The organism is Microbacterium sp. 69-10 (assembly GCF_001897945.1).
In the GTDB taxonomy this organism is placed as follows: domain Bacteria; phylum Actinomycetota; class Actinomycetes; order Actinomycetales; family Microbacteriaceae; genus Microbacterium.
Genome location: NZ_MKRT01000003.1, coordinates 21,865 through 32,941, shown reverse-complemented (window position 1 = coordinate 32,941; position 11,077 = coordinate 21,865). Strand labels below are relative to the sequence as shown.

The 11,077-nt window shown below is 65.5% G+C and carries 14 protein-coding genes and 1 pseudogene; 12 read left to right on the top strand and 3 right to left on the bottom strand.

Annotated elements, in window-relative coordinates; genetic code table 11:
- Nucleotides 1–29 precede the first annotated feature (29 nt).
- Complete coding sequence (gene dnaA, locus BGN97_RS01110) at nt 30–1,421, bottom strand: chromosomal replication initiator protein DnaA (protein WP_292697309.1); 1,392 nt, start codon at nt 1,419–1,421, stop codon at nt 30–32.
- Between the two features lie 318 nt (nt 1,422–1,739).
- Here dnaA and rpmH point away from each other — a divergent pair, with 318 nt between their 5' ends.
- The 12 genes and pseudogenes from rpmH to BGN97_RS01050 all read left to right on the top strand — a co-directional run bounded on the left by rpmH (nt 1,740) and on the right by BGN97_RS01050 (nt 9,571).
- Nucleotides 1,740–1,877, top strand: coding sequence for a 50S ribosomal protein L34 (gene rpmH / locus BGN97_RS01105; protein ID WP_045250217.1), 138 nt, complete (start codon nt 1,740–1,742; stop codon nt 1,875–1,877).
- Nucleotides 1,878–1,898: 21 nt separating this feature from the next.
- Nucleotides 1,899–2,249 (top strand): ribonuclease P protein component, encoded by a 351-nt coding sequence (gene rnpA / locus BGN97_RS01100; RefSeq protein WP_292697300.1) that lies wholly within the window; start codon nt 1,899–1,901, stop codon nt 2,247–2,249.
- Nucleotides 2,246–2,596 (top strand): membrane protein insertion efficiency factor YidD, encoded by a 351-nt coding sequence (gene yidD, locus BGN97_RS01095; RefSeq protein WP_285630866.1) that lies wholly within the window; start codon nt 2,246–2,248, stop codon nt 2,594–2,596. Before rnpA ends, yidD begins: the two co-directional genes overlap by 4 nt.
- Before the next feature lie 3 nt (nt 2,597–2,599).
- Nucleotides 2,600–3,676 carry a membrane protein insertase YidC gene (gene yidC, locus BGN97_RS01090; protein WP_292697297.1) on the top strand — a complete coding sequence of 359 codons (1,077 nt, stop codon included), beginning with the start codon at nt 2,600–2,602 and terminating at the stop codon, nt 3,674–3,676.
- Nucleotides 3,676–4,170, top strand: a complete 495-nt coding sequence (locus BGN97_RS01085; protein WP_292697295.1) for a R3H domain-containing nucleic acid-binding protein — start codon at nt 3,676–3,678, stop codon at nt 4,168–4,170. Before yidC ends, BGN97_RS01085 begins: the two co-directional genes overlap by 1 nt.
- Nucleotides 4,171–4,331: 161 nt before the next feature.
- Nucleotides 4,332–4,955, top strand: coding sequence for a 16S rRNA (guanine(527)-N(7))-methyltransferase RsmG (gene rsmG, locus BGN97_RS01080; protein ID WP_292697293.1), 624 nt, complete (start codon nt 4,332–4,334; stop codon nt 4,953–4,955).
- A 247-nt stretch (nt 4,956–5,202) separates the two neighbouring features.
- Nucleotides 5,203–5,487 carry a GIY-YIG nuclease family protein gene (locus BGN97_RS01075; protein ID WP_292697343.1) on the top strand — a complete coding sequence of 95 codons (285 nt, stop codon included), beginning with the start codon at nt 5,203–5,205 and terminating at the stop codon, nt 5,485–5,487.
- A gap of 261 nt (nt 5,488–5,748) precedes the next feature.
- Nucleotides 5,749–6,630: a ParA family protein gene (locus BGN97_RS01070; protein ID WP_292697292.1), complete on the top strand. Its 882-nt coding sequence runs from the start codon at nt 5,749–5,751 to the stop codon at nt 6,628–6,630.
- Entirely contained in the window at nt 6,630–7,598 is a 969-nt protein-coding gene (locus tag BGN97_RS01065; RefSeq protein ID WP_292697290.1) for a ParB/RepB/Spo0J family partition protein, read from the top strand. Before BGN97_RS01070 ends, BGN97_RS01065 begins: the two co-directional genes overlap by 1 nt.
- A 263-nt stretch (nt 7,599–7,861) precedes the next feature.
- Nucleotides 7,862–8,938 (top strand): annotated as a pseudogene (locus BGN97_RS01060) (ParB/Srx family N-terminal domain-containing protein).
- Nucleotides 8,939–9,007: 69 nt separating this feature from the next.
- Nucleotides 9,008–9,340, top strand: a complete 333-nt coding sequence (locus BGN97_RS01055) for a tryptophan synthase subunit alpha (protein ID WP_292697289.1) — start codon at nt 9,008–9,010, stop codon at nt 9,338–9,340.
- 54 nt (nt 9,341–9,394) lie between these two features.
- The gene (locus BGN97_RS01050; RefSeq protein WP_292697288.1) at nt 9,395–9,571 is read left to right on the top strand and encodes a GrpB family protein; all 177 of its coding nucleotides are present in this window, start codon (nt 9,395–9,397) and stop codon (nt 9,569–9,571) included.
- A gap of 104 nt (nt 9,572–9,675) precedes the next feature.
- Here BGN97_RS01050 and trxA read toward each other — a convergent pair whose 3' ends face one another.
- Both trxA and trxB read right to left on the bottom strand, forming a co-directional pair.
- The gene (gene trxA, locus BGN97_RS01045) at nt 9,676–9,999 is read right to left on the bottom strand and encodes a thioredoxin (protein ID WP_285630841.1); all 324 of its coding nucleotides are present in this window, start codon (nt 9,997–9,999) and stop codon (nt 9,676–9,678) included.
- Between the two features lie 59 nt (nt 10,000–10,058).
- Nucleotides 10,059–11,015, bottom strand: a complete 957-nt coding sequence (gene trxB / locus BGN97_RS01040; protein ID WP_292697283.1) for a thioredoxin-disulfide reductase — start codon at nt 11,013–11,015, stop codon at nt 10,059–10,061.
- Nucleotides 11,016–11,077: the final 62 nt, after the last annotated feature.

Below are 11,077 nucleotides of genomic sequence, written 5' to 3'. Positions count from 1 at the left end.
TTCCGCGTGACTTCAGGCGTGTCGGGGCGTCAGCGACGGCTGATCTGGGTGGTGATCTCGGTGACCTGGTTGTAGACCGAACGGCGCTCCTTCATGAGCTCGCTGATCTTCTTGCAGGCGTACATCACGGTGGTGTGATCGCGGTTGCCGAACAGCTGACCGATCTTCGGCAGCGACAGATTCGTGCGCTCGCGGCACAGGTACATGGCGATCTGCCGGGCGATCGCGATCTGCTGCGAACGGCTCGAGCCGTACAGATCGTCGACCGTGAGTTTGAAGTACGCGGCCGTCGACGTGATGATGTCCGTCGGCGAGATGACGTTGTCCTCGGTGGTGTCGACGATGTCGCGCAGCACGGTCTGAGCGAGCGAGATGTCGAGCGCCGAGCGGTTGAGGCTCGCGAACGCGGAGACCCGGATCAGCGCCCCCTCCAGCTCGCGGATGTTCGAGGAGACCACCGTCGCGATGTACTCGAGCACTTCATCGGGGATGTGGAGCGACTCGCTCTGCGCCTTCTTGCGCAGGATCGCGATGCGGGTCTCCAGGTCGGGCGCCTGCACATCCGTGATCAGGCCCCACTCGAAGCGGCTGCGCATCCGGTCCTCGAAGCCGGTGAGCAGCTTCGGTGCCACATCGCTGGTGATCACGACCTGCTTGTTGTGGTCGTGCAGCTGGTTGAAGGTGTGGAAGAACGCCTCCTGCGTCTCGGCGCGACCCTGCAGGAACTGGATGTCGTCGATCATCAGGATGTCGACCTCGCGGTACCGGCTCTGGAAGGCGGCGCCGCGGTTGTTCGCGATCGAGTTGATGAAGTCGTTCGTGAACTCCTCGCTCGAGACGTAGCGAACCTTCACCCCGGCGTAGAGCGACTGCGCGTAGTCGCCGATGGCGTGCAGGAGGTGGGTCTTGCCCAGTCCGGAGTCGCCGTAGATGAACAACGGGTTGTACGCCTTCGCCGGCGCCTCAGCCACGGCGACCGCCGCCGCATGCGCGAAGCGGTTGGACTGGCCGATCACGAAGTTGTCGAAGGTGTACTTCGGGTTGAGGCGCGATTCGTGGCGCAGAGCCTGGGGCGTCTCCGCCGCGGGCTCGCTGCGAACCGGCTCGGGAGTCGTGAAGTCGGGGACCGAGATGGGCGCCGTCGGCTGGTCGGCGAGCTCGTGGTTCACCACCGTGCGATACGAGGTGACCTCGTCGCCGATCTGGGACAGAGCCTCCATCAGCGGGATGCGCAGCCTCTTGTTGATCTGCGCGGCGGTCAGATCGTTCGGGACGTCCAGGTACAGCACCCCGCCCATGACGCCGGCCGGAACCACCAGGCTGAGGAAGCCGTGCAGCTGCGGCGACACCCGCTCATCCTCGGCGAGACGATCGCGCAGAGTCGACCAGATCGGCACGTCGGGGTGGGCTGCAGTGGTCATGGTGCTCCGGGCGAGGTTGTGGAAAGGTCGCACAAAGCGTGGTCTCCCCCTGTGGATAACGTCGGATGCCACGGTAGTCATCACCCGCCAGAACATCAAGCCGCCCGCGGAAACACGCGGGTGTGTCGCGATCCGGCCCGGTCTCCACAGTTGTGGATAATGGGTGTGCGCAACTGACGGGCGGCATCGAGGCATCCGGCGGTGGATTTGCCCTGCGCGGCGGCAGGTCGTACCCTTAATCGGTTGACTTATGCCTTTTGGCAGTACCCCCTGTCTCCGGATGAAAAAGCCCGGTGACACCATTCCCGGAGTGATTCCATGAGCAAGCGCACCTTCCAGCCCAACAACCGCCGTCGCGCCAAGAAGCACGGCTTCCGTGCCCGCATGCGCACCCGCGCCGGCCGCGCCATCCTTTCGGCACGTCGCTCGAAGGGCCGTGCTGAGCTCTCGGCGTAAGCCCGCTCACCCGGACCTGCCGTGCTCGCCCGGCCGAATCGCCTGACGCGTGGCGTCGACTACCGACAGGTGGTCCGCCGCGGCACGCGATGCGGTGGGCCGCGTCTGGTGACCTCGGTTCTGCCGGCGTCCGACGACCGTGCACCCCGGTTCGGGTTCATCATCAGCAAGCAGGTAGGAACCGCTGTGGTTCGGAACACCGTTCGCCGCCGCCTGAAAGCGGTGTGCGCCGAGTTCCTCGACACGGTTCCCGAGGGCACGGATGTCGTCATCCGTGCCCTTCCCGCATCCGCGACCGCCGAGTTCGCCGACCTGCGGACCGACGTGGCGCGCTGTCTCAATCGGCTCGTGGCCGGGCCGGTGCGGGCATGAGCGCGCTTCCGTCCTACGCTTTCGGAACGGCGCGGTTCCGGGCATCCGATCTGATCCGCGGGATCCTCGTCCTGCCGAGGAATGCGGTGCTCGCGTTCCTCGTCGTCTACCGCGCGGTGATCTCACCGCTGTACGGGGATGTGTGCAGGTATTACCCGTCCTGTTCCGCTTACGCTGTAGGTGCGGTGCAGCAGCACGGCGCGGTGTGGGGGACGATCCTGTCGGCCTGGCGCATCCTGCGCTGCAATCCGTGGAGCAAGGGCGGCGTCGACGACGTGCGCCCTCACGCTCATTTCCACTACGAACTGACTCCGCACGGATTCGTCGTACCCGCTCGAAAGGACTGAACAGTGGGTCTTGACCTTCTGCTCGCAAGCACCCCCAGCCCGGCCGCCGGCAACGGGGGTGGTTTCGATCTGTTCAGCATCCTGCTGTGGCCGTTCAAGTGGATCGTCGAGGCGATCCTGGTCGCCTGGCACTGGCTCTTCACCGCATTCGGGATGGCTCCGAATGCTGGTCTGACCTGGGTCTTGTCCATCGTCGGTCTCGTGATCGTGATCCGTGCGGCGGTCTTCCCGCTGTTCGTGAAGCAGATCAAGAGCCAGCGCAAGATGATGGAGATCGCTCCGCAGCTGAAGAAGGTGCAGGAGAAGTACAAGGGCAAGCGCGACCAGCTCTCGCGCGAGGCGATGAGCCGCGAGACCATGGCGCTGTACAAGAAGCACGGCACGACCCCGGTGTCGTCGTGTCTTCCGATGCTCGTGCAGATGCCCTTCCTGCTCGGCATGTTCTACACGCTGCGTGACGTCGGCGACCACGCGAAGCACGGCATCGGCGGCGTCGGTCTGCTGCACGCCGACCTGACCAAGCAGTTCTACGACGCGACGCTGTTCGGTGTCGCCCCGCTGCACATCGATCTCCGCACGGCGCTCGAGACCAAGCCGGCCGGCTGGGAGGTCACGGTCACGATCCTCGTGGTGCTCGTGATCCTCATGATCGTCTCGCAGTTCTACACGCAGCTGCAGATCATCTCGAAGAACCTGTCGCCCGAGGCCAAGACCGGCCAGGCGTACCAGATGCAGAAGATCATGCTCTACGTTCTGCCGCTGGGCTTCATCTTCTCGGGCGTCTTCTTCCCGCTCGGTGTGGTGCTCTACTGGTTCGTCTCCAACCTGTGGACCATGGGCCAGCAGTTCCTGGTCATCCGCGAGATGCCGACGCCCGGCTCGGACGCCGCCCGTGCTCGTGAGGAGCGTCTGGCCCGTCGTGGCAAGGCGATCAACGCAGAGGGCAAGATCGTTCCGATCGCGGTGTACGAGGCTGAGCAGCAGCGTCTGCTCGAGGAGGCCGAGCGCGCCAAGGAGCAGGCTCCGAAGCGGGAGCAGCCCATGAGCAAGAAGCGTGCGAAGAAGAAGGGGTCCAACTGATGACGACGGATGAGCTGAAGTCCTCGGCCGAGTCGACGATCGAGGAGCTCGAGCAGGAAGGCGACATCGCGGCCGACTTCCTGGAGGAGCTGCTCGACATCGCCGACATCGACGGTGACCTGAATCTCGATGTGCGTCAGGGTCGCGCCTATGTGTCGGTCGAGGCGGAGGGCGACGCCCTGTCCCTGCTGTCGGCACCCGAGACCGTGCAGGCCCTGCAGGAGCTCACTCGACTCGCCGTGCAGAGCAAGACCGGGTCGTTCTCACGCATGATCCTCGACATCGGCGGATCGCGAGACACCCGCCGCCGACAGCTCGAAGGACTGGTGAACGCCGCGGTCGCCAAACTCGACGACGGTGCGTCGCAGGCATCCCTTCCCGCGATGTCCTCCTACGAGCGCAAGCTCGTGCACGACATCGTGTCCGAGCGTGGACTGGTCTCGGAGTCGTACGGCGAGGGCGCTGACCGCCACACGGTGATCTCCCGCGGCTGACCTTCTCTCCAGTGATGTTTCACGTGAAACATCACTGGGTATTCGGCCATCGAGCGAGCGGTTCGCGATGCGCGTTTCACGTGAAACGTACGGCTCAGGCACCGGTCATTGAGTGAGCGAATCGAGACGAAAATGCACGATCCCCTCGAAGGAGCAACAGTGTGACTGAGTCGAAACTCGAATCCGAGCCCGCAGTCGCAGCGGAGATCTTCGGCGATCGCATCGATCTCGCGCGTCGGTTCACGGCATCGCTCGCCGCCGAGGGGGAACTGCGCGGACTGATCGGCCCGCTGGAACTGCCCCGACTCTGGACGAGGCACGTGCTGAACTCGGCGATCGCTGCCCCACTGTTCCGTGGTTCGGTTGCGGATGTCGGTTCCGGCGCCGGCCTGCCGGGCCTGGTCCTCGCCATCGCGCGCCCTGATGTGGAGTGGACCCTCATCGAACCGATGGAGCGCCGGGTCACCTGGCTCAATGATCAGGTGGAGTCGCTCGAGCTGTCGAACGTGCGGGTCATGCGCGCCCGCGCTGAAGACGTCGGAGTCGAGTTCGACGTGGTGACGGCCCGCGCGGTCAGCGCGTTGCGGACGCTGATCCCGATCACAGCTCCGCTGGCGAAGGATGCCGGTGAACTGATCTTCCTCAAGGGACACAACGTCGATGCTGAGATCACGGCTGCGCAGAAGGTGCTGAAGAAGCACAAGGTGACGGACGTCTCGGTCGAGGTGCTCGGCGAAGGTGTTCTCGGCGAGACGACTCGCGTCTTCCGCGCGCGCGTGCGCTGAGTTCGGGCTGTCCATTTCGTCTCGTCGCTGCGCTCCTCGCTCAATGACCGGTCGTTGAGCGAGCGCAGCGAGTCGAAACGCCTGGTTTGCCACCGATCCACCCCGGTCGTTGAGCGAGCGCAGCGAGTCGAAACGCACTGCTTTCCACATGTGGATGTTTCACGTGAAACATCCACAGCTGCCGTGATCTTGGACGTCAGCGGTCTCCGGTGGTGCTTACCGTCGGTTCACTACGGGATACACCTACATTCTCAAGTGCTCCGACGGGACGTTCTATGCGGGCAGCACTGTCGATCTGGATACCCGTCTCGAGACCCATGCGCAGGGAATGGGGAGTGACTACACGTCCTGCAGGCTTCCCGTGGAACTGGTCTGGTTCGCGGAGTTCGAGCGAATCGATGAGGCTTTCGGGTTGGAGAAGCGCATCCAAGGGTGGAGTCACACTAAGCGGCAGGCGTTCATCGAGGGCGGCTTCGATGCGATCAAAGGCTGGAGTACGCGCGAGCGTGCCCTGCGAAAGGCCAGGGGTTGAGCGTGCAGGGTACGGGCATTTCGACTCGTCGCTGCGCTCCTCGCTCAATGACCAGGGGAGATACGTCGGTCGTTGAGCGAGCGAAGCGAGTCGAAACGCCGGAGTCGGAACTGTGCCGCACCTCCGCTCTTCGTTGCGTTGCACATTCGATGACCGAAAGGGGGAGTCGGTGGCGTCGATTAGAGTGGTAGACGGTCCCGAAAGGAGTCGATGTTTCACGTGAAACCATCCGACAACGCATCGCCGAGCCACGATTTCGGGATGGATACCCCGCTCGCTCGGGAACTCGCTGATCTGTCCAGTCGGCGCAGGGCTCTGCGCGAGGTCAATGTCACCTTCTCGGGTGAGACCCGCATCTTCACGGTCTCCAACCAGAAGGGCGGCGTCGGCAAGACGACGTCGGCGGTGAACCTGGCATCCGCTCTCGCCGAACTCGGAGCGAAGGTCCTCGTGATCGATCTCGATCCGCAGGGCAACGCATCCACGGCGCTCAGCATCCCGCACACGGCGGACACCTCGAGCATCTATGACGTGCTGATCAACGATCTGCCGTTCGTGGAGATCGTGCAGCCGAGTCCGGAGTCCGAGAACCTCTTCTGCGCGCCCAGTACGATCCACCTGGCCGGCGCCGAGATCGAACTCGTCTCGCAGGTAGCACGAGAGTTCCGGCTGCGCCGCGCCCTCAAGACCTATCTCGACGACAATCACATGGACGTCGTGATCATCGACTGCCCGCCGTCGCTGGGACTGCTCACGATCAACGCCTTCACGGCCGCGACGGAGGTTCTGATCCCGATTCAGGCCGAGTACTACGCGCTGGAAGGCCTGAGTCAGCTGCTCGGGAACATCCAGATGATCCAGAAGCACCTCAACCCCGAACTCCACCTCTCCACGATCCTGCTCACGATGTTCGACGCGCGCACGCGCCTGTCGCAGCAGGTCGCCGACGAGGTCCGCAACCACTTCCCGCAGCAGGTACTCGACGCCGTCATCCCACGGTCGGTCCGCGTCTCCGAGGCACCGAGCTTCGGTCAGACCGTGATCGCGTATGACGGGACGTCGGCCGGCGCCGTCGCCTACCGGGAAGCAGCAGTCGAGATCGCACAGCGAGGCGAACGATCCTCGCAGAACAAGGAGCACTGATGGCCGCCAAGCGCACCGGACTCGGTCGGGGGATCGGAGCCCTCATTCCCACCGCGGATCAGGCCGAGCGCCCCGTGGACGTGTTCTTCCCCGGGGCTCCCAAGCCGAAGACGGATGCTGAGCCCGCGCCCGCAGCGGCGGAGGCCGACCTTCCGGAGATCCCCGGCATCCGCCTCATCCAGGTGGACCCCAACAGCATCGTGCCCAACCCGCGTCAGCCGCGCACACACTTCGATGAGGATCACCTCGCCGAGCTCGTGCACAGCGTGCGCGAGTTCGGCGTGCTGCAGCCCGTCGTCGTGCGCAAGAACGCCGACGGCGACTACGAACTGATCATGGGGGAGCGGCGCACGCGCGCGGCGCGCGAGGCCGGCCTGACCGAGATCCCCGCGATCGTTCGCGAGACCGCCGATGAGGACCTGCTGCGCGACGCGCTGCTCGAGAATCTGCACCGGTCAGAGCTGAACCCCCTGGAAGAGGCATCCGCCTACCAGCAGCTGCTCGAGGACTTCGGCATCACGCAGGAGGAACTGGCCACCCGGATCGGTCGCTCCCGCCCGCAGATCAGCAACACGATCCGTCTGCTGCGCCTGCCCGTTCCGGTGCAGCAGCGCGTCGCGGCCGGTGTGCTGTCGGCTGGTCACGCGCGCGCGATCCTCTCGGTGGAGGACCCCGAGCGGATGCAGCGCCTAGCTGACAAGGTGGTGAACGAGGACCTGTCCGTGCGCGCCACGGAGGCGGCCGCGAAGGCCCTTCCCGCGGCGGCGGGCAGCAAGTCGAAGCCGCAGGCGGGAGCGCGCCGCGCTTACCTGGACGAGGTCTCCGCGAAGCTCGGAGACCGGTTGAACACCCGTGTCCAGATCGCGCTGGGAGCGCGTAAGGGCCAGGTCAAGATCGAATTCGCATCAATTCAGGACCTGAACCGCATTCTCGGGGAGCTCGGCGAGCAGGAGTACGGCTCACGCTGATCCGCGCCCCAGGGCCCGCGATGTTTCACGTGAAACAATGCGGGCCCTTTCCTGTTGCTCCGGTTGTTGAGCGAGCGGAGCGAGACGAAACGTCCGCCTCGGCGTGTGGGCATTTCGTCTCGTCGCTGCGCTCCTCGCTCCATGACCGGGAGTCCAGCGAGCGGAGCGAGACGAAACGTCCGCCCCGCCGTTTCACGTGAAACATTGCAGGTCGATCACCCCTTGTTCACAGCGGGTTCACCGGGATCCGCCACTGTGGACGCATGACCGACAACTCCCGAAAGACCACGCGCCGCGCCGCTGGAGTCGCAGCCATCGTCACGCTCACCGCGGCGACGCTGCTCGCTGCGCCTGCGGCGCAGGCAGCTCCGAAGTGCCCGACTCCCGCCAAGGGAACCCCCGCGATCAACATGTGCGCGCAGCGTGGTGACCTGCTCGATGTCCGCATCGGCGACGTCCTGCCCACCCAGCCCTCCCTCGGCTACGACGAGGTCTACTACAAGCTCGGCCGGTACACGCTGGGCAAGGACAAGATCAACAAGAAGTTCGACGACTGGTGCGAGGCGAACGGACAGGGCGAGGCGGCGGTCGCTGACGCGAGCGCGCGCCTGGACGACCCCACCAGCTTCACCTGCACGATCCCCGTGGGTCAGGAGACCGCTGAGAGCATCGCACCGATGAAGACAGTGGTCATCGGGCCCGGCGGCAAGCTGTACCTCACCGATGGTCACCACACGCTGACGTCCTTCTAGGAGCTGGCGGACGGCGGTCCGAACCTGCATGTGCGTCTGCGCGTGCTCGGCAACCTCACTGGTCTGGGCCAGAAGCAGTTCTGGGACACGATGCAGAAGAACGGCTGGACGTACCTGAAGGATGCCGAGGGTGTCGCGATCACGCCCAAGCAGCTGCCGAGCTCGGTCGGCCTCAACAACTTCAAGGACGACGAGCTGCGCAGCCTGCTCTACTTCGGTCGCGACATCGGCTACGCAGCCGGATCCGTGCCCTTCCAGGAGTTCTACTGGGCGGACTGGGTGCGCACCTCCGGCGCGGTCGACCTCGCGGGCTGGAACCGCGATGACCGTGCCAGCTACCTGAACACGGTGGAGCGCCTGACTCGCGCGCAGACCGCCCTCGCGCCGGATGCCGTGGTCGCGAACGGCCTGACAGCATCCGAGCTGGGTGCCCTGACGGAGTGGAACGACGGCAAGAAGCCCACCGGCGGTGAGTTCGGCAAGCTCTCCAAGCCCTATGAGGACGCCAAGCCCGGCAAGCTCGCCTACGCGCTGGAGTTCAAGCAGCTGCACGGCATCACGAGCGCGGAGACGGTCGGCGCGCGCTGACACACGCGGCGTCCACGAGAACACGGTCGGATGCCTTCCGGCCGCGTTCTCGTGCGTAGGCTGGAAGTCATGACCGAGTCCATCCCGCGCCGCGCGAGCCTCGAGGTGCTGCGCGCCGAAGCATCGGATGAGCTCGCGGTGCTCATCCAGGAGCGACTGCGCGGGGGAGAGGACCCCTGGGAGTTCATGGAGGATCTGCCCAGCATCGACGAGCTGGTCGTCTTCCTGCTGCGCGCCGAGAACATCAAGGCGAACGACGGCGTGCGGCCGAACTCCGCGCGTCACTACCGGGTGCTCCGCCAGATCGCGCTCGAGTACCCGGAACTGACGAAGACGGTGTGGGGGATGCTGGGGGAGCGGCGCCACCGCCGCTGGGACCCTACGGTCGCCGACGCCTCCTGACGCCAGGAGGACCGTGCGCCCGCCGACCCTGGTTACGCTGTGTCGGGAGGCTGAATGCTGGTGGACTACGACCCGGATTGGTCGCGTCAGTTCGATGACGCGGCTGCAGAGCTGCGCGCTGCCGGCGACCCGACGTGGACGATCGAGCACATCGGGTCGACCGCCGTCCCGGGGATGATGGCGAAGCCCGTCATCGATATCGCCGTCCGTCCCGTGGTCTGCCCGCCGTGAACGTCCACGACAAGGAGTCACAGGCATCCGGACACGAAGAAGCCCGCCACCCCGAAGGGTGACGGGCTCGCTTCAGCAGATGGGCTGCTGAGCCGGTCGACGCATCAGCCGATGAACGCGGCGAGATCCTGCTCGAGGGCGAACTTCGGCTTGGCGCCGATGATCGTGGTCTTGACCTCGCCGCCCTGGAACACCTTCATCGCGGGGATCGAGGTGATCTGGTACTGCATCGCGAGGTTGGGGTTCTCGTCGACGTTGAGCTTGAGGATGGTGATCTTCTCGGGGTGCTCGGCCTGGATCTCGTCGAGCACCGGCGCGACCATGCGACACGGACCGCACCACGCGGCCCAGAAGTCGACGAGGACCGGGCCATCGGCCTGGAGCACGTCCTGCTCCCAGGTCGCCTCGGTGGTTGCCTTGGCAGTCATGATTCTCCTTAGTTGGGTATCCGATGCAACACCGGATGCGGGAAAAGTGTTCCGGATGCTCAGTGCGCGGCCGCCGCGGCCGCAGGAGCGGCATCCGCGAGGCCGGCCAGGAAGTGCTCCACGTCCAGAGCGGCCACGACACCCGAACCGGCGGCGGTCGCGGCCTGACGGTAGGTGGGGTCGATCACGTCACCCGCCGCGAACACTCCGGGCACCGAGGTGCGCGACGAGCGGCCGTCGACCCAGATGGTGCCCTCCGGGGTGAGGTCGAGCTTGTCGTGGACGAGGTGCGTGCGCGGGTCGTTGCCGATCGCGACGAACACGCCCTGCAGGTCCAGCTCGCTGAGCGTCCCGTCGACGGTGGAGCGCAGGCGCACGCCGGTCGTCTCGAACTCGCCGAGGATCTCGGCGACCTCGCTGTTCCAGATGAACTCGATCTTGTCGTTCGCGAACGCGCGCTCCTGCATGATCTTCGAGGCGCGCAGCGTGTCCTTGCGGTGGATGACGTACACCTTCGACGCGAAGCGCGTCAGGAAGGTGGCCTCTTCCATGGCGGAGTCGCCGCCGCCGACGACGGCGATCGCCTTCTCGCGGAAGAAGAATCCGTCGCAGGAGGCGCACCAGGACACGCCGTGACCGGAGAGGCGCTCCTCGCCTTCGATGCCGAGCTTGCGGTAGGCGGATCCGGTCGCATAGATGACGGCGGATGCCTCGTGCACGGCGCCCGTACCCAGGGTGACCTTCTTGACCGGGCCGTCGAGCTCGAGCGAGACGACGTCGTCGTAGAGCACCTCGGTGCCGAACTTCTCCGCCTGCTCCTGCAGCTTGACCATGAGGTCGGGGCCCTGGATGCCCTCCGGGAAGCCCGGGAAGTTCTCGACGTCGGTGGTCTTGGTCAGTTCGCCGCCCACCTCGACGGAGCTGGCGATCAGCAGCGGCTCCAGGTTGGCGCGCGCCGCGTAAATGGCGGCGCTGAACCCGGCCGGACCCGAGCCGATGATGATGACCTGACGCATGTGCTCTCCTCTGTCGGCGGGCGCGCAGTGACACGCGGGAAAACCGCCACGATCTCTTCAAC